17 protein-coding genes are annotated in these 18,552 nt (G+C 64.8%); 14 read left to right on the plus strand and 3 right to left on the minus strand.

Features of this window, described 5'->3' with window-relative positions; all coding sequences use genetic code 11:
* The first annotated feature begins 60 nt into the window (after window positions 1–60).
* From ISP20_RS14300 to ISP20_RS14315, 4 genes are all read left to right on the plus strand, one after another.
* A complete protein-coding gene (locus ISP20_RS14300) occupies window positions 61–618 on the plus strand; it encodes a fimbrial protein (protein WP_204636785.1) in 558 nt (185 codons plus the stop codon).
* 72 nt (window positions 619–690) lie between these two features.
* On the plus strand, window positions 691–1,434 hold the full coding sequence (locus tag ISP20_RS14305) for a fimbrial biogenesis chaperone (protein ID WP_204636787.1): 744 nt from the start codon (window positions 691–693) through the stop codon (window positions 1,432–1,434).
* A complete protein-coding gene (locus ISP20_RS14310) occupies window positions 1,431–4,238 on the plus strand; it encodes a fimbria/pilus outer membrane usher protein (RefSeq protein WP_204636788.1) in 2,808 nt (935 codons plus the stop codon). The genes ISP20_RS14305 and ISP20_RS14310 overlap by 4 nt, the downstream gene beginning before the upstream one ends.
* On the plus strand, window positions 4,235–5,347 hold the full coding sequence (locus ISP20_RS14315; protein ID WP_204636789.1) for a fimbrial protein: 1,113 nt from the start codon (window positions 4,235–4,237) through the stop codon (window positions 5,345–5,347). The genes ISP20_RS14310 and ISP20_RS14315 overlap by 4 nt, the downstream gene beginning before the upstream one ends.
* A 4-nt stretch (window positions 5,348–5,351) precedes the next feature.
* Here the strand turns inward: ISP20_RS14315 and ISP20_RS14320 are convergent, their stop codons facing one another.
* Both ISP20_RS14320 and ISP20_RS14325 read right to left on the minus strand, forming a co-directional pair.
* Entirely contained in the window at window positions 5,352–5,687 is a 336-nt protein-coding gene (locus ISP20_RS14320; RefSeq protein WP_204636790.1) for a hypothetical protein, read from the minus strand.
* A gap of 259 nt (window positions 5,688–5,946) precedes the next feature.
* The gene (locus ISP20_RS14325) at window positions 5,947–6,690 is read right to left on the minus strand and encodes an FAD-binding oxidoreductase (RefSeq protein WP_204636791.1); all 744 of its coding nucleotides are present in this window, start codon (window positions 6,688–6,690) and stop codon (window positions 5,947–5,949) included.
* 124 nt (window positions 6,691–6,814) lie between these two features.
* Here ISP20_RS14325 and ISP20_RS14330 point away from each other — a divergent pair, with 124 nt between their 5' ends.
* The 10 genes from ISP20_RS14330 (at window position 6,815) to ISP20_RS14375 (ending at window position 17,691) form a co-directional block, all read left to right on the plus strand.
* A complete protein-coding gene (locus tag ISP20_RS14330; protein ID WP_204636792.1) occupies window positions 6,815–7,768 on the plus strand; it encodes an ABC transporter ATP-binding protein in 954 nt (317 codons plus the stop codon).
* Entirely contained in the window at window positions 7,765–8,538 is a 774-nt protein-coding gene (locus ISP20_RS14335) for an ABC transporter permease (RefSeq protein ID WP_204636793.1), read from the plus strand. Before ISP20_RS14330 ends, ISP20_RS14335 begins: the two co-directional genes overlap by 4 nt.
* Before the next feature lie 114 nt (window positions 8,539–8,652).
* Window positions 8,653–9,372: a 23S rRNA pseudouridine(2604) synthase RluF gene (rluF, locus tag ISP20_RS14340; protein ID WP_204636794.1), complete on the plus strand. Its 720-nt coding sequence runs from the start codon at window positions 8,653–8,655 to the stop codon at window positions 9,370–9,372.
* Window positions 9,373–9,673: 301 nt separating this feature from the next.
* Window positions 9,674–11,113 (plus strand): sugar porter family MFS transporter, encoded by a 1,440-nt coding sequence (locus ISP20_RS14345; protein WP_204636795.1) that lies wholly within the window; start codon window positions 9,674–9,676, stop codon window positions 11,111–11,113.
* 88 nt (window positions 11,114–11,201) lie between these two features.
* Window positions 11,202–11,522 (plus strand): metalloregulator ArsR/SmtB family transcription factor, encoded by a 321-nt coding sequence (locus ISP20_RS14350; protein WP_204636796.1) that lies wholly within the window; start codon window positions 11,202–11,204, stop codon window positions 11,520–11,522.
* 114 nt (window positions 11,523–11,636) lie between these two features.
* Entirely contained in the window at window positions 11,637–12,971 is a 1,335-nt protein-coding gene (locus ISP20_RS14355; protein WP_338031013.1) for a DUF2867 domain-containing protein, read from the plus strand.
* A 51-nt stretch (window positions 12,972–13,022) separates the two neighbouring features.
* Window positions 13,023–14,399 (plus strand): ATP-dependent RNA helicase DbpA, encoded by a 1,377-nt coding sequence (gene dbpA, locus ISP20_RS14360; protein ID WP_204636798.1) that lies wholly within the window; start codon window positions 13,023–13,025, stop codon window positions 14,397–14,399.
* Between the two features lie 33 nt (window positions 14,400–14,432).
* Window positions 14,433–15,206 (plus strand): glutaminyl-peptide cyclotransferase, encoded by a 774-nt coding sequence (locus ISP20_RS14365; protein ID WP_204636799.1) that lies wholly within the window; start codon window positions 14,433–14,435, stop codon window positions 15,204–15,206.
* 68 nt (window positions 15,207–15,274) lie between these two features.
* The gene (locus ISP20_RS14370) at window positions 15,275–16,657 is read left to right on the plus strand and encodes a M28 family metallopeptidase (RefSeq protein ID WP_204636800.1); all 1,383 of its coding nucleotides are present in this window, start codon (window positions 15,275–15,277) and stop codon (window positions 16,655–16,657) included.
* 122 nt (window positions 16,658–16,779) lie between these two features.
* Window positions 16,780–17,691, plus strand: a complete 912-nt coding sequence (locus ISP20_RS14375) for a DUF2167 domain-containing protein (RefSeq protein ID WP_204636801.1) — start codon at window positions 16,780–16,782, stop codon at window positions 17,689–17,691.
* Window positions 17,692–17,833: 142 nt separating this feature from the next.
* On the opposite strand, the gene ISP20_RS14380 is transcribed toward ISP20_RS14375, so the two are convergent.
* A complete protein-coding gene (locus ISP20_RS14380) occupies window positions 17,834–18,538 on the minus strand; it encodes an ArsR/SmtB family transcription factor (protein ID WP_204636802.1) in 705 nt (234 codons plus the stop codon).
* Window positions 18,539–18,552 lie beyond the last annotated feature (14 nt).

Below are 18,552 nucleotides of genomic sequence, written 5' to 3' on the forward strand. Positions count from 1 at the left end.
CCAAGGTCCGGAAGCGCGTCCAACACGATGTATCCCACCAAACGTTCAAAGGACATGGGTATGAAGAAGCTTCTCCTCTCCGCCGTGCTCGCCGCCTCCTTCGTGGCAATCTCGGCCAACGCCGCCACCACCAGCAACGGCACCATCACCATCAACGGCAAGGTCGTTTCCTCGACCTGTAACGTGGCCGTCAACGGTTCGCAGAACGCGACGATCACCCTGCCGACCTACGACACCAACACCCTGCTCTCGGGCGTGTCGGCTGGCTGGACCCCGGTCACCATGTCGCTGACGGGTTGCACGGCCGTCACCGGCCAGACCCAGGTGTTCCCGTACTTCACGGGCACCAGCATCGACACCACCAGCGGCTACCTGAAGAACGCCACGGGCGCCGGCAACAGCAACGTGGAAGTGGCCTTCTCGACCACGCAGTCGATCGCCGGCGCGCTGTCGCTGCAGAACGCTTCCGGCGCCCAGGGCGCTGGCACCGCCCTGCTGCCGACCACGGGCACCAACAACCCGTCGTTCACCTACTACGCCGGCTACATCGCCTTCGGCGCCAACGCCACCGCCGGTGCCGTGAACACGAACGTCCAGTACGCGCTGAACTACCAGTAATCGCTGCAAACCCGGTGCTGCGGCGGGCTCCCGCCGCAGCACTTTCCCTGTTTCGCCTCTGAGGTCTCCCCCATGAAGTTTCCAAACCGCGCCCTTTCCGCGGCGCTGCTGGCCTTCGTTTGCACGGTTTCCATGACGGCTGCACACGCCAACGTCATCGTTGCCGGCACCCGGGTGATCTTTCCTGCCGCCGATGGCGAAGTCACGGTTCGCCTGACCAACCAGAATTCCACGCCTGCCCTGGTCGAAAGCTGGGTCGACAACGGCGATCCCATGTCCACGCCGGACAAGGTGAAGACGCCGTTCCTGATCACCCCGCCGCTGTTCCGCATGGAGCCGAACCGCGACCAGAGCCTGCGCATCCTTTTCACGCACAGCGACCAGCCGCTGCCGACCGATCGCGAGTCGGTGTTCTGGCTCAACGTGCTCGAAGTGCCGCCCAAGCCCTCCAGCCTGGTGACGCAGAACGCGAACACGCTGCAGATGGCGATCCGCTCGCGCCTGAAGCTGTTCTACCGCCCGACCGGCCTGGCCGGCGATCCGGTCAAGGCACCGGGCGAACTGACCTTCAAGGCCAGCGGTGCCGCCATCGTGGTGCACAACCCCACGCCGTACTACGTGACCATCACCGACATCCGCGTGACCGTGGGTGGCGTGGCGCATAAGGTCGACGCCGGCATGGTCGCGCCGATGTCCGACCTCAGCCTGCCCGTGTCCGACATCAAGCAGGCGCCGACCGCTGGCAGCGCGATCGACTATCACTGCCTCAATGACTACGGCTCCGACGTGACCTTCAAGGGCTCGGTCGCCGCATGAAGCACCCGCACGCCAACGCCCAGCGACGCACGTCCTGGCCGGTGGCGTGCCATCGTGCGTTCCTGAGCGCGGCCATTGCGGCCACGCTGGCGGGCGCTACGTTTTCCGCCTATGCGTTGCCCGCCTCCGGTGCCGATCCGTCGGCCAGCCCGGGCGGCGCCGATCCGGGCAGCAGCGGCGGCTATGCCGACTTCGACCGCAGCATGCTGTCGGGCGCCGGCCAGAACACCACCGACCTGTCGCGCTTCGAGCACGGCAACCCGGTGCTGCCGGGCGAGTACAACAGCGACGTCTATCTCAATGGCGTGTGGGTGGGCCGCCGTGCCGTGCGCTTCGTGGCGCCGTCGGCGAACGCCAATGCACTGCCCTGCCTCGATCGCAAGATGCTCGACCAGTTCGGCCTGCATCCGAAGATGGCCGACGACGTGGCCAAACGTATGGACGATCCGTCGGCCTGCGTCTCCATCGGCGAGTTGATCCCCGATGCGAAGATGACCTTCGACATGACCCAGCTGCGCCTGGACGTGAGCGTGCCGCAGGCCTATTTGGGCCTGATGCCGCGCGGCTACGTGTCGCCGGAATACTGGGATGCCGGCGTACCGGCCGGCCTGCTGAACTACAACTTCAACAGCTTCCACAGCAGCAGCCAGGGCACCAGCCAGACCAGCTCGTACCTGGGTGTGAACACCGGCGTGAACATCGGCCTGTGGCATCTGCGCGAGCAGGGCACCATGACCTGGACGTCCGCTTCGTCCAACAGCCCGTCGCGCAGCCACTGGCAGAACATCCAGACCTACCTGCAGCGCGACCTGCCGTCGCTGCGCTCGGTGCTGACCGTCGGCGACAGCTACACCGACGGCACCGTGTTCGACAGCTTCGGCATCCGCGGCGTGCAACTGGCCACCGACGACCGCATGCTGCCGCAGTCGATGCAGGGCTATGCGCCGATGATCCGCGGCATCGCCAACACCAACGCGCTGGTGAGCGTGCGCCAGAACGGCGTGCAGATTTACCAGACCACGGTGGCGCCGGGTCCGTTCGTGATCAACGACCTGTATCCGACCGGCTTCGGCGGCAACCTCGATGTGACGGTGACCGAAGCGGACGGCCACAGCACCGTGTTCGTGGTGCCTTACGCCTCGGTGGCGCAGTTGCTGCGCCCCGGCATCACCCGTTACGACGTCTCGATCGGCCAGCTGCGCGTGGCCTCCATCAAGGATCAGCCGGGCGTGGCGCAGGCCACGGTGCAGCACGGCTTCAACAACCTGCTCACCGGCTACGCCGGCATCGTCGGTTCCCAGGGTTATGGCGCAGCGCTGATAGGCGCCGCCATCGACACGCACTACGGCGCGCTGGCACTGGACGTCACCCAGGCGCAGGCGCACATCCCCGGCTATTCGACCCAGTCGGGCCAGAGCGTGCGCATCACCTATAGCAAGGTGATCCCGTCCACGCAGACCAACTTCTCAGTGGCCGCCTATCGCTATTCCACCGGCGGCTACCTGAGCCTCACCGATGCCGAACAGGCGCGCGACTATGCCCGCCACGGCCTCGACGCGTTCGGCACCACGCTGACGCCGACGGTCAACACCATCGACGGCGTGCCGGTCTCGAGCGTGCTCACGCCCGCGCAGCAGGCAGCACTGAGTGGCTCGACGTTCAACGCCGGTTCGTTGCTCACGATCACCGGCGTGCAGCGCCAGCGCAGCAGTTTCACGCTGTCGATGAGCCAGCCGCTGGGCGATAACGGCGGCTCGATCTATGCCAATGCCTCGGTGCGCGACTACTGGAACCGCAGCAACACCGACACGCAGTTCCAGCTCGGTTACAGCAACCATATCCGTCGCCTGAGCTACAACGTCTCGGCGCAACGCTCGGTGGATGCCACCGGCCGTTACGACAACCAGGTCTTCGTCAACTTCACCTTGCCGCTGGGCAGCACGACGCATGCGCCGACGATGACGCTGAACCTCTCGCACGACGAGCAGACCGGTTCGCAGGAACAGGCGATGGTGAACGGCACGCTGGGTGCGGACAACCAGTTCAACTACGGCGCCACCGCCTCGCACAGCTCCGGCGGCGACACCGGCAGCAACAGCAGCACCGCGGGTTCGCTCAGCGCCGGCTACCGTAGCCCGTTCGCGGTGTTTAACGCCACCTACGGCAAGGGCAGCGGTTATTCGCAGGCCTCGCTGGGCGTGAGCGGTTCGGTGGTGGCGCATCCGGGTGGCATCACCTTCGGCCAGCCGATCAGCGACACCGTAGGCATCGTCTACGTGCCGGGTGCCGCCGGTGCGCGCGTCAACAGCAGCGGCGGCGTGAAGATCGATCGCTTCGGCTACGCCATCGTGCCGTACCTGACGCCGTACGCGCTCAATTCCGTGCAGGTCGACCCCAAGGGTCTGCCGATGGACGTGCAGCTCGACGCCACCAGCGCCCAGGTGGCTCCGTATGCCGGCGCGGTGGTGATGATGAAGTTCAAGACGCAGAACGGGCGCACCGTGCTCATTCGTTCGCAGCTGGACAATGGCGACGCGCTGCCGTTCGGTGCCGAAGTGTTCAACGAGAAGAATGTCGTGCTCGGCGTGGTCGGTCAGGCCAGCCAGATCCTGGTGCGCGGCGTCGATCCGACCGGCAAGCTCAGCGTGCGCTGGCACGATGACGACGGCGAGGCACAATCGTGCTCGTTCTACTACGAGCTGCCGCCGCCGTCGAAGGACAAGTCGGCCAAGGCGCTTCAGCAGATCACGGCGACCTGCACGCGCAGCAACGCCGTCGCACAGGCAACAAGGAGTGGCTCATGAAGGTTGGCTCGGCTTTGCGCAAGCGCCATGCGCAGCTTTTCGGACTGCTGATGCTGCTGCTCATGGCGACCGGCTGGGCGCCAGCGGCACAGGCTGCGGCGAACTGCCAGGCCACTTCGGCCACGCTCAGCATGCCTGCCACCGTCGTCGTTCAGCCCGATGAGGGCTTAGGTCCGATTGACGGCGCGACGGGCACGGCCACGATCATCTTCAACTGCTCGGGGCTGCCCGCGTCCAAAGCCGCCAACGACTACACCGCGACCATCCAGGCCGGTCAGACCCTGGCCCCGCTGGACAACAGCAACAACACCAGCGGCCCCGGCATCACCTTCGCCACCAACTTGAACGGCTGGGCCGTACTGGTCACGGCGACGCCGGTCCAGGCCACCAGCAAGTCCTGTCTTGCCTGTGGCCCCACCAGCACGGCGGGCTATGTGCCTGGCGCGGTCACGGCGCCTTCGAGCGCGGCCGTGGGCTCGTTCTCCGGCACGGTCACTGCCAGTTACACCGCCCAGCTCATCAAGACGAAAACGACGGCCGGCACGGGCACCATCTCGCAGAACAACCTGATTCCCTACTGGTGGTACATCTCCGGCGGAAGCGTCAACTCGACCAGCCAGAGCCTCGGTGCGAACCTGGTCCTGCCCGCCATCATCATCACCAACCCGACGTGCACGGTGACGGGCGGCAACAACCAGACGGTAACCTTGCCGACGGTCGATACGTCGCAGCTGTCTGCGTCGGGCAAAACCGCAGGCGTGACGCCTTTCAACATCGAGATCACCGGTTGCCCCAACGGCTTCACCGTGGCGTCCAACATCTTCAGCGGCGGCACCGTCAGCAACACGACCGGCAATCTCACCAACACCACCACGGGCAATGGCGGCGCCAAGAACGTGCAGGTGCAGCTGCTCAACGGTCCAGGCAGCAGCCTCTCGGGCGCCCTCAATCTCAGCAAGACATCGTCGGCCGCAGCGCAGAATTCGGGTACGTTCAATGTCGTCAACAATGCCGTGACGTTGAACTATTATGCGCAGTACTACGCGACGGCAGCGGCCACGGCGGGCGTCGTCAACGCGACCATCAAATACACGATCACCTACCAGTAATCATTCACTCGTAGGTGCGCGTGACGATCTGCGTCTGCTCGCTGCTGGCGTATCCGGCGAAGTATGCGAGCAGGCGATCATGGTTCACGGCTTCGCTCTCAAGTGAAGCCACATCCTGTCGATAACTGGAAGTAGGCAGCGACGCTTGTCCCGCCGGCATGGCGCAATGCTGATAACCGCGTTGCGGGAAAACTCCGGCCACGTCGGCCGTGTTGCAGGTGGGTACCACGATCGCACCCACGAACGTGATGGTGCCGGTCCCTGCCGCATGTGCCAACGGCACACCCAATGACGCAGCGACAACGCAGCTCACCCAGGTCTTGCGAATCCAGCCCTTCATAAATGCCCCTTCCCGCACCCCCTTTTTGGGGATACCTGATGGGATCTATCGGCGTGGGCCCCTTGCGCTTGATATCGGAAACCCGCGCAGGTCTCCGCAACGTGAACTGCGTCACGTTTTTGACGGGTGTCGGGAAGCTGACCCGTGGAACAGGGGCTGGGAGCCGGCGCAGGGCAACGCCGGGCTGATCCCGTTAGCGGCCGGTCTCAGCCGAACTTGAGCGCCTTGGTGGGCAACGGTTTAGCCACCGTTGCGCGACTCAGCGTGAGGAAATGTATTTCTCGCGGCGGATGTGCATTACCGGCAGGCCGAAATCCTTCAGGGCGGCAAAAGCCGCATCGACCATGTTCGGATTGCCGCATAGGTAGGCGATGTCCCGCTCGGCGCTGGGCGCCAGCTCGGCCAGCACGTTCTGCACGTGGCCCGGGCGGTCGTCCGGACGCGGGACGTCACGCGGCTGGCGGCTCAGGCAACCGTGGAAGGTGAAGCCGGGGTTCGCCTGGGCAAAGGCCTCGAATTCCTCGCCGTACAGCAGCTCGGTTTCGTTGCGCGCGCCGTACAGCAGCACCACTTCGCGGCCCTGCTTCACCAGCTCGCCGATCTTGGGAAGCATGGCGCGATACGGGGTGACGCCCGTGCCGGTGGCCAGCAGCAGGTAGCGGCCGTTGCTGTCGCCCGGTTGCAGGCAGAAGCGGCCGTAGGGGCCGCTGGCGCTGATTTCGCCGCCGATCGGCAGCTCGCCCAGCAGCTTGGTGGCGGCGCCGCCTTCCACATAGCTCACGGCAATTTCGATGCGCTGCACCGGCGAGGAGCCGTCGCCCACCGTACCCACCGAATAGCTGCGCTTGGTGGCGGTGCCGTCGTCGTAATGGAAGTGGATCTGCAGGAACTGCCCCGGCGTGAAGGCCAGCGGCTGGCCGTCGGCCCGCTCGAAGGCCATGTGGCGGACAGTGGGCGCCAGCATGGTGCTGTCGACGAGTCGGAGCTGAAAATGATCGGCCATCGGTCTTCCGGGGGAACTTGAGAGATCGCCGCTCCCAGGGGAGTGGCGAGTGAGATCGTCGCTCCGTAGGGGAGCGCCGGGGCAAGCCACGTATAATAGAAGGCTGGCCCCTTCGGTGCAGCCCATGTCCCCCTCTTCAACACCCGCGCTGGTCGTCGAAAACCTGCGCAAGACCTATAACAATGGCGTCGAAGCCCTCAAAGGCATCAGTCTCACGGTCCAGCCCGGCGATTTCTTCGCCCTGCTCGGCCCCAACGGCGCCGGCAAATCCACCCTGATCGGCATTCTTTCCTCGTTGGTCAACGCCACCAGCGGCGACGCCCACGTGTTCGGCGTGTCGGTCAACAAGCAGCGCGGCAAGGCCATGCAGCTGATTGGCCTGGTGCCGCAGGAAATCAACTTCAACCAGTTCGAGAAGCCGTTCGACATCTGCGTGAACGAGGCCGGCTTCTACGGCATCCCGCGCAAGATCGCCGTCGAGCGCGCGGAGAAGTATTTGAAGGAGCTGCGCCTGTGGGACAAGGCGCACCATCAGGCGCGCATGCTCTCCGGCGGCATGAAGCGGCGCCTGATGATCGCCCGCGCGATGATGAACGAGCCCAAGCTGCTGATCCTCGACGAGCCCACCGCGGGCGTGGACATCGAGATCCGCCGCTCCATGTGGCAGTTCGTCAGCGGCATCAACGCGGCCGGCACCACGGTGATCCTCACCACGCACTATCTGGAAGAAGCGGAAACGCTTTGCCGCAACATCGCCATCATCGACCACGGCACCATCGTGGAAAACACCTCGATGAAGCGCCTGCTGGCCTCGCTCGATGTGGAAACCTTCGTGCTGGACGTGAACAACGTGCCGACCGACCTGCCGGTGATCCCCGGCATTTCGCTGCGCCGCCTGGACGAGCACACCATGGAAGCGGAGATGTCCCGCTCGCACGACCTCAACTCGCTGTTCGCGGGCCTGAGCGAACGCGGCATGACGGTGACCTCGATGCGCAACAAGACCAACCGACTGGAAGAACTGTTCGTGCGACTCGTCGAGAACGGCCGGAAAGACACCACGGAGAAGGCCGCATGAACGGCACGGGCAACCTCGTTGCACTCAATACCATCGTCCGTCGCGAAATCATGCGCATCATGCGCATCTGGACGCAGACGCTGATTCCGCCCGCCATCACGATGACGCTGTACTTCGTCATCTTCGGCAAGCTGATCGGCAGCCGCATCGGCCAGATGCACGGCTTCACCTATATGCAGTACATCGTGCCTGGCCTGGTCATGATGAGCATCATCACCAACAGCTACGGCAACATCTCCAGCTCGTTCTTCGGCGCCAAGTTCAGCCGCGCGGTGGAAGAAATGCTGGTGTCGCCGATGCCGAACTGGGTGATCCTGCTGGGTTACGTCACCGGCGCGGTGGCCCGCGGCCTGGTGGTCGGCGCGCTGGTGCTGCTGATCGCGCTGTTCTTCACCGACCTGCACGTGGCCCACCCGATCATCACCTTCCTCTCGGTGCTGCTGGGTGCCACGGTGTTTTCGCTGGCCGGCTTCGTCAACGCGGTGTTCGCCAAGAAGTTCGACGACATCGCGCTGGTGCCCACCTTCGTGCTCACCCCGCTCACCTATCTCGGCGGCGTGTTCTATTCGGTGGACCTGCTGGGCGAACCGTGGCGCAGCATCTCGATGGTCAACCCCATCCTGTACATGGTCAATGCGTTCCGCTTCGGCGTGCTCGGCGTCAGCGACGTGCAGATCGGCGTGGCGTTCGCGGTGATGCTGGTGTTCGTGGTGGGCCTGACGGCCGTCGCGCTGCACCTGCTCAAGCGCGGCATCGGCCTGCGTTCGTAAGAACGAAAACCCTGTAGGAGCGCACCCTGTGCGCGACCGCAGAACTGCGTTGCACTGCTTCGCCTGGTTGTCGCGCACAGGGTGCGCTCCTACAAAAGAACCAAAGATCCATCCATGCGCGTCAACAAATACATCAGCGAGGCCGGCATCTGCTCCCGCCGCGAGGCGGACGAGCTGCTGCTGGCCGGCCGCGTCACCATCAACGGTGAAGTCGTCAGCACCGGCGCCAAGGCGCTGGAGGGCGACGAGGTGCGCGTGGACGGCGAGATCGTCAAGGCCCGCGTGCTGGCGGCGACGCCCGCGGCCAAGCGCGCCGTGTACATCGCGTTGAACAAGCCGGTGGGCGTGACCTGCACCACCGATCAGACGGTGAAGGACAACATCGTCGGTTTCGTCGACCACCAGGAACGCATCTTCCCGATCGGCCGCCTGGACAAGGATTCGGAAGGCCTGATCCTGCTCACCAGCAACGGCGACATCGTCAACGAGATCCTGCGCGCGGAGAACAACCACGAGAAGGAATATCTCGTGGCGGTGAACAAGGCGGTGACGGACGATTTCCTCAAGGGCATGGCGCGCGGCGTGCGCATCCACGGCCAGATGACCAAGCCGTGCAAGGTACGCAAGATCGCCAAGTTCGGCTTCGCCATCATTCTTACGCAGGGGTTGAATCGACAGATTCGCCTGATGGCGGCGGAATTCGGTTATCGCGTGACGCAGCTGCGGCGGGTGCGCGTGATCAACGTGAAGCTGGGACACTTGAAGGTGGGGCAGTGGCGCAACCTGACCGAGGCGGAATTGAAGGGGTTGTTGCCGGGGCGCACGCAGTGGTGAGCGTTCCCGCTCGCTGAGCATTTAAAAGGCGGGACTCTCTTCGCGATGCACACCACTTTCCCCCTATGCCCGGAGGGGAGAGGGAGAAGTGCGGTGCATCGCCTTACACTCGACGCACTCACACATGCTGCGAAGCAGCAAAATAGCGGATGCATGTACCGCCGGATCGCAAAACACACCCACCGCACGCGCAACATCATCCAAAGCTCGACATTCATCCCCAACCTGATGCATACGTATTCACTTCAATAAACCGGCACCGCCAGCGCAGAATCGCCGGACTCTGGATTGGGGAGAGGCAATGAATCTGAATTCGACACCGGCGGCGAAGAGTGCCGTCGATGACCTTGGTCAGCACGCCACCGCGCGTGTCGTGCTGATCGCAGCCGCTGCGGCGCTTGGCGGCTTCCTGTTTGGCTTCGATACCGCCGTGATCAACGGCGCGGTCGACGCCGTGCGCGGCAACTTCGGGCTCGACGCCGCGCACATCGGTTTCGCCGTGTCTTGCGCGCTGCTCGGCTCCGCTGCCGGCGCCTGGTATGCCGGTCCGCTGGCTGATCGCGTTGGCCGTGTGCGCGCGATGCAGGTGGCCGCGGTACTGCTCGCGCTGAGTGCGCTGGGCTCGGGCCTGGTCACCGGCGTCGGCAGCCTGGTGTTCTGGCGCCTGGTGGGTGGCGTCGGCGTGGGCGTGGCCTCGGTGATCGCACCGACCTATATCGCGGAAATCTCGCCCGCCGCCGTGCGCGGCCGGCTCGGCTCGCTGCAGCAGCTGGCCATCGTGCTCGGCATCTTTGCCGCATTGCTCAGTGATGCGTGGCTGGCCAGCACCGCCGGCGGCGCTTCGCACAAGTTGTGGTTCAACCTGGACGCATGGCGCTGGATGTTCCTGGTCGCCGTGGTGCCCGCGCTGATCTACGGCTCGCTGGTGCTCGGCGTGCCCGAGTCGCCGCGTCACCTGGTGGCCAAGGGTCGCCTCGCCGAAGCGAAGGACGTGCTGCGCCAGGTGCTGGCGATGCACAACGACGCCGCGCTGGATGCCAAGGTGAAGGACATCCAGGAGAGCCTGCATTCGGAATACCGTCCCACCCTGAAGGACCTGCGCGGTCCGCGCCTGGGCCTGCTGCCGGTGGTGTGGATCGGCATCCTGCTGTCGGTGTTCCAGCAGTTCGTGGGCATCAACGTCATCTTCTATTACTCGTCCACGCTGTGGCATTCGGTGGGTTTCAGCGAAGCCGATTCGTTCTCCATCACGGTGGCCACTTCGGTGGTGAACGTGCTGGTGACACTGGTAGCGATCGCGCTGGTGGATCGCATCGGTCGCAAGCCGCTGCTGGTGATCGGCTCCGCCGGCATGGTCGTCACGCTGGGCGCGATGGCCTGGTGCTTCTCGCAGGCCACCGGCAGCGGCGCGAGCCTGAGTCTGCCAGCGCCGTGGAACATGGTGGCGCTGGTGGCCGCCAATGCCTACGTGGTGTTCTTCGGCCTCAGCTGGGGCCCGATGGTGTGGGTGCTGCTGGGCGAAATGTTCCCCAACCGGATCCGCGCGATCGCGCTGGCCGTGGCCGCCGCCGCGCAGTGGCTGGCCAACTTCGCCATCACCAGCACCTTCCCGGCGCTGGCCGAAATGGGCCTCGCCTTCGCCTACGGCCTGTACGCGGCTTTCGCCCTGATTTCGCTGATCTTCGTGCTGAAGGCCGTGCGCGAGACCAAGGGCATCGAGCTGGAAGACATGCAGGGCTGATCAGTCCCGGCGTCATTGAAAAGGGCGCGTTGACAGCGCCCTTTTCTTGTGTAGATAATTAACTAATACTTTAATTGCTTAAAAGCTAATGGCCGTCGATCAAGTATTTGAAGCCCTGGCATCGCGTCCGCGACGCGAAATCCTTGCCTACCTGTCGGCACAGGAGCTGACGGCTGGCGACATCGCCAGCCGCTTCGAGATGACCGCACCCGCCATCTCCCGGCATCTTTCCCTGTTGGAGGCTGCCGGACTGGTCAGCAGCGAACGGCGCGGGCAATACGTGTTCTATCGGCTCAATCAGGACAGCCTGGTAAACACGCTTACTGGTTTTGCGTTCGAGATTTGTCCAGCCGCCGGTCCCCTGAAGCGCGAGTCGCGCAAGCTGGCCACTCGCAAGGGCAAGGCGTAACAGCGCAGAGGGCGCCTGCTGGTAGACGGTTCTTACCGGAGTCACGCGATGCAGTCTCAAGCCCGTGCCGTAGCGACATTTCCCAGTGCGCGTCTTCCATCGCCGTCAGGAGGCGTGCCCATTGAGGTGACTCTCATCTCGCAGTTGGGGCATGGAGCGGGCGACCAGTTGGTGGCAAGTGCCACCGCACGTCAGCGGGCGCATCGGGATTTTATCGATGCGCTGGACGAACCATCGGCCAGGTTGGGCGGGCCCCATTTCGAGAACGGCGATCCTACCTCGCTGTACAGCTTCGTGGTGGGCGCGAAAGGGCATCCTTTCCATCGCCACGCAGGGCATCGCGTATTCACGGCGGTGTCCGGCAGCGGCGGCACCAGGCTTCGCTTCTCCGATGCCTCGTCCGATCAGCTAGCGAGCGATCCTGACAGCTTTCTTCGGGCGCTTCGTCATGTCGACATTCCGCCCGATTGCCTTTTCAGCGTTCGCTTCGGCGGCGCTACCTGGCACCAGTTCGTTTCCTTGCATCCGCGAGGCGGTCATCCCGCACTGTTCGCGCTCTCCTGCCATACCAACGAGCTTGGCGGCGATCTGGCGCCGGATGTGCGGGAACAGGTGCGAGCCAACGCCGCCACGATTCCATCGCTCACCGAGGTGCTGCCGACAATCGTGCAGCAACGGCTCGACGACGGAGCGCGCCGACTGGATGTGCCGACCATTGCCTTGTCGCTGGATGCACCTGCCGGCTCGCTGCACAGCTGGATGTGCCGCCTGGTACGCGGTGCCGCCGGCAAAGTGCGCCGTGCGTGGACCCACTATCGGCGCGCGGGAGGGTTTTCCAGCGAACGCGGCGGCCGTCACACGGTCGTGCGGCTGGCTGAGCCCAACGCCGATTCGCTGCTCCTCGAGCAGTTGCCATCAAGGCACCATCACCAGGACATGTTCGTGCTCACACTCGAGGATGCGCGGGTCAGTGGCACGGGTGCCACTGCACTGCTTGCCAAACTGCTGGAAGCTTTCGTTGCCCACCCGCCGGCTGGAGTGTCTTATTTGATGGCATTCCGCAATGTGCTGGTGAAGCCGTTGGGGCTGCGCACATCGCCGCTCAGCTGCCCGGTATCGTCGCTGCTTGGGTCGTCGGCTGCGCCAAGATTCGCCGGGCGCTTTCCAGTCATCGACCAGCGCATCGACAGCGACGACACCTTCGCACAGGTGATCCTGGGGGCCGACGATAAGCATCTGCGCTTCCGTTCCTGCGTTGCCGTCCGAAAGGTCGGCTCCGGCCGGATCGAGCTCAGCATGGGAACACGCGTGGCGTGTACGAACCTGTTCGGGCATGTCTACATGGCCGCAATCGAACGGTTTCATCGAGGTTACGTCAGCCCCTCCATTCTCCGCGGCGCCGCCGAACATGCCTTCGCTGCACGCTCGACTAAGCCTTTAGACGATTGATGCAGCGCCGTTTTTTGCACGAATCGTGCTTAAAAGATGCGATCATGGCGCATGACTGATTTCCGCACGCTCCCACTCAAGCCCGCGCTGCTCGCCAGCGTGGAAACCCTCGGTTTCACCGAGATGACACCGGTGCAGGCCCAGAGCCTGCCGCCGATCCTGCAAGGGCGCGACGTGATCGCGCAGGCCCGCACCGGCAGCGGCAAGACCGCGGCGTTCGGCCTTGGCCTGCTGCAGCAGATCGAGGTGGACACCATTCGCCTGCAGGCGCTGGTGCTCTGCCCCACGCGCGAGCTGGCCGATCAGGTCAGCAAGGCGATCCGCAAGCTGGCGGCCAATATTCCCAATGTGAAGCTGCTCACCCTGTGCGGCGGTATGCCGCTGGGTCCGCAGCTCGCCTCGCTCACGCACGATCCGCATATCGTGGTGGGCACGCCGGGGCGCATCCAGGAACACTTGAAGCGCGCCAGCCTGCACGGCGGCGGCATCAAGGTGCTAGTGCTGGACGAGGCCGATCGCATGCTCGACATGGGCTTCAGCGAGGCCATCGACGACATCGTCGGACGCATCGCCAAGCATCACCAGACCTTGCTGTTCTCGGCCACCTACGCTGAGGAAATCCGCCAGGTGAGCAAGCGCGTGCAGCGCGACCCGGTGGAAGTGACGATCGAAACGCCGCACGAGGAAACCACCATCGAGCAGCGTTTCCACGAAGTGGAGCCGGCGCAGAAGCTCGACGCGTTGGCGCAACTGCTCGGCAAGGAACATGCGCAACACGCGCTGGTGTTCTGCAACATGCGCAAGGACGTGGACGCCGTCGCCGACGAACTGGACAAGCGCGGCTTCTCGGCACTCGCACTGCACGGCGACATGGAGCAGCGCGACCGCGATGAAGTGCTGGTGCAGTTCGCCAATCGCAGCTGCTCGGTGCTGGTGGCCACCGACGTGGCCGCGCGCGGCCTCGACATCGCGGCACTGCCGCTGGTGGTGAGCTTCGACATCGCGCACGATCCGGACACGCACACGCATCGCGTGGGCCGCACGGGCCGCGCCGGCGAAGACGGCCTCGCCGTCACGCTGGTCACACCGCGCGAGCGTCCCAAGGCGATCAACATCGAAGAACAGCTGGGCCAGCCGCTGCCGTGGCATCCGCTGAAGGTGGCGCCGTCGCGCGGCAAGCAGCTCAACCTGGCGCCGATGAAGACGCTGGTGATCGATGCGGGGCGCCAGGACAAGTTGCGCCCCGGCGACATCCTTGGTGCGCTCACCGGCGATGCGGGCCTCGATGCCAAGGACATCGGCAAGATCGATGTGTTCGCCACCCGCGCCTATGTCGCCATTCGCCGGGATCTTGCGAACAAGGCGCAGGAGCGGCTGCGCGCCGGCAAGATCAAGGGACGCAATTTCCGGGTACGCTCGCTGCACTGACGGTTTGCGCTCTTCGCTAAGGATGTCGTTTCCATGATTCGCCGCTACTGCTTGGCGCTCGCCCTGGGTGCCCTCACCTGCTCCGCCGCCCAGGCGGCCACGCCGGTCTATGGCTATCGCGTCGTGCATGTCTATCCGCACGACACCTCGGCCTATACGGAAGGCCTGTTCTACAAGGACGGCTATCTTTACGAAGGCACCGGCGAAGCGGGCGAATCGACGGTGCGCAAGGTGGAGCTGCAAACCGGCAAGGTGGTGCAGCGCCACGATGTGCCGGACGCTTATTTCGGCGAAGGCATCATCGACTGGAAGCAGCAGCTGATCCAGCTCACCTGGAAAAACCAGATGGGTTTTGTATACGACCTGGCCAGCTTCAAGCAGCTGCGCACGTTCAATTATCCCGGCGAAGGCTGGGCGCTCACGCGCGACAGCAGGCACATCTACATGAGCGATGGTTCGCCGGTGCTGCGCGTGCTCGATCCGGACACGCTCGCCGCCACGGGCAGCATCATGGTGACCGACAATGGCGAACCGGTGGCCAATCTCAACGAGCTGGAATGGGTGAAGGGCGAGATCTACGCCAACGTGTGGATGACCAATCGCATCGCACGCATCGATCCGGCCACGGGCCATGTGACCGGCTGGATCGACCTCAGCGGCCTGCTCGATGTGAGCCGCCTGCCCGATCCGTACAACGACGTGCTCAACGGCATTGCCTATGACGAGCAGCACGATCGCCTGTTCGTCACCGGCAAGCGCTGGCCCAAGCTGTTCGAGATCACGCTGGTCAAGCCGGGCACGCCGTAATTCCCTGCAGGGTTCTGCGGAACGCCGCTGCCGATGTAGAGTGCGGGGCTGACCCCTGGGAGACCCTCATGCGCCTTGCCCCGTCGCTGCTGCCGCTTGCGTTGTGCCTTGCCCTCTCCACCGCCTATGCCGGCGATGCGCCGCCACAGCAGCGCGAGCAATCCTCGCTGCTGGCCCTGTCCACCGCGCCCAGCGAAGCGGCACTGCACGCCACCATCGCCAAGCTGGTGAGCTTCGGCACGCGCCACACGCTGTCCGACACCAAGTCGGACAAGCGCGGCATCGGCGCCGCGCGACGCTGGGTGAAGTCGCAGTTCGAGGACATCTCCAAAGCCTGCGGCGGTTGCATCGAAGTGGTGACACCGTCGCAGATGTTCACCGGCAAGCGCGTGCCGCAATCCACCGAAGTGATGGACGTGGTGGCGATCAAGCGCGGCAAGGGCGATCCCAAGCGGGTGATCGTGATGACCGGCCACCTCGATTCGCGCGTCACCGACGTGATGAATGCCACCTCCGATGCACCGGGTGCCAACGACGACGCCTCCGGCGTTGCCGCGCTGATGGAAGCGGCGCGCCTGCTGTCGAAGGAAGACAACGACGCCACCTTGGTGTTCGCCGCGCTGTCGGGCGAGGAGCAGGGCCTGTACGGCGGCAAGGTGCTGGCCGATTACGCGGTGGCGCAAGGCTGGAACGTGCAGGCCGACCTCAACAACGACATCGTCGGCAACAGCCACGGCCTGAACGGCGTGCTGGACAACACCACGGTGCGTATCTTCTCCGAGGGCACCAAGACCAATGAAACGCCGGAACAGGCGAAGTACCGCGCCTATCACGGCGGCGAAGTGGATTCGCCCTCGCGCAACGTCGCCCGCTACATGGAGCAGATCGCCTCCACGTATCTGCCCGACCTGCGCGTGCACATGGTCTATCGCACCGACCGCTACAGCCGCGGCGGCGACCAGGTGCCGTTCCTGGAAGCGGGCTATCCCGGCGTCCGCGTGACCGAAGGTCATGAGGATTACACGCGCCAGCACCAGGATCTGCGCACGGAGAAGGGCATCAAATACGGCGACACCATCGACGGTGTCGACTTCCGCTATCTCGCCCGCGTCACCGCCCTCAATACAGTGACCATGGCGGCGTTGAGCCGTGCCCCCGCACCGCCGTCCGGCGTGAGCATCGAAGGCGCGCTGGCCAGCGACACCACCGTGCACTGGAAGAAGGTGCCGGGCGCCGCGGGCTACATCGTGCATTGGCGCGACACCACCGCACCGCAGTGGCAGTACAGCCGCGCCGTGGGTGACAGCGACCAGGCGGTGATCAAGGACGTGGTGATCGACGACTGGTTCTTCGGTGTCTCGGCCGTCTCGGCCGATGGCTACGAGAGCCCGGTGGTGTTCCCGGGCGACGCCGGCAGCTTCGAACGGTCGCCTGCTCCGAAGTCGCCTTAAGCAGGGAACATTCCCAGAGCGCAAAAGCTTACGAGGCGATAAGATCGCAGCGCCGCGGGCTCAAGGGCCCGCGGCCGCATCGAGAGGGATGCGTATCAACGGACGATACCAGGGGAATTCCTATGCTTCGCAAGACGCTCCTGCCGGCGATGGCTTTGCTGGCCGCTTTTGTTCTTTCCGCACCGATCGCGGCGATGGCCGACGAGAGTGGCTCGCACACCTCCGCCGAAGCGTTCGTCGCTTCGCTTCACCCGGTCACCGGCGAGGTCTCCCTTCCCGGCGCGCAGGCCACGTTGAAGCTGGCCCATGGCTACAGTTTTCTTTCCGCGGCCGATGCGCAGCGCGTGCTTACCCAGGCCTGGGGCAATCCGCCCGACACCAGCGTGCTGGGCATGATCATTCCCAGCACCGATGCACATGCCGTGCTCGACGAGAAAACCTGGGCGGTGGTGGTCACCTTCGTCGATGAAGGCTATGTATCCGACAAGGATGCCGCGAAGATCGACTACGACGACATGCTCAAGGACCTGAAAAAGGGCACCGACGAGGGCAATGCCGAGCGCCTCAAGGAAGGCTATCCCGCCATCGAGCTGGTGGGCTGGGCCGAGCCGCCGCACTACGACGAAGCGACGCACAAGCTGTACTGGGCGCGCGACCTGAAGTTCAAGAAAGCCGACGGCAGCCCCGACGGGCAGTCGCTGAACTATGCGATCCGCGTGCTCGGCCGCAAGGGCTATCTCTCGCTCAATGCGGTGGCGCCGATCGACCAGCTGGCCCAGGTTCGCGCGGAAATGCCCGACGTGGTGGCCATGGCCGAGTTCAATCCGGGCGAGCGGTATGCCGACTACAACGCGAGTACCGACAAAGCCGCGGCTTACGGCATCGCCGCCCTGGTGGCCGGCGGTATCGCGGCCAAGGCCGGGCTGTTCGCCAAGCTGGGCATCATGCTGCTGGCGTTTAAGAAGGTCGTGGTGATCGGCATTGCCGCCATCGGCGGTCTGTTCGCCAAGCTCTTCAAGAAAAAACAGGCTTGATGCATTCGCGATGCGGCGCTGCCGATGGGTGGCGTGGCATCTGCCGCTCTTTTGCGGGAGCGCACTTGTGCGCGACGGCAGCGTTCCGCTTCGTCAGGTTGTCGCGCACAAGTGCGCTCCCACAGAGGGCACGACGGGACGATCAGCTACCGCTCTCCCACGGCACGCCGAGCGCGATCAAGCGGCGCAATCCGTCATCGCTGGGCTGCAGCGCACGGCTGGTGGCTCGGCGACGCAGCCAACCTGCGTCGAGCAAGGCATCGGTCAGCGATACACCGAGCGGGCCGCCCAGATGCAGGCGGCGTTCTGTCCAATCCAGGCAGCCGCGACCCGCCAGCGGCAACAACGTCTCCACGCGCGCGGCATCGAGACCGGCCTGCACCAACGCCTGTGCACCGTGCTCCTGCAGACGCATGCCCTCGCTCGCTGCAAGCACGTAGCCCTGCTGCAGCAGCGCATCGCACAAACCTACGCCGAGTCGGCCCGCCAGATGGCGGTAACACGTGCGCGCCGTGCGCAGCGGACGATCGCCGCCCGTGGGATCGGGTAGCACCGGCCGGCCGCGCGGCGCAGCCAGCGTTTCGATCATGCCCGCGACGTCGTCGTCGGCAAGACGGTAGTAACGATGGCGTCCCTGTTCGTGCACGGCCAGCAGGCCGCCTTCCAGCAGGCGCTTGAGGTGCGCGCTGGCGGTGGCCGCACCCACGCCCGCCGCACGCGCCAGCTCGCCGGCGGGCCGCGCCGTGCCGTCGATCAACGCCAGCAACATGGCGGCGCGTGCCGGCTCGGCGAGCAGCGCGCCGATCTCGGCCAGTTGGTAACGGCTTGGAGAGACCGCATCGTTCATGCGCCGAGTCTAAC

It is taken from the genome of Dyella kyungheensis (assembly GCF_016905005.1).
In the GTDB taxonomy this organism is placed as follows: Bacteria; Pseudomonadota; Gammaproteobacteria; order Xanthomonadales; family Rhodanobacteraceae; genus Dyella; species Dyella kyungheensis.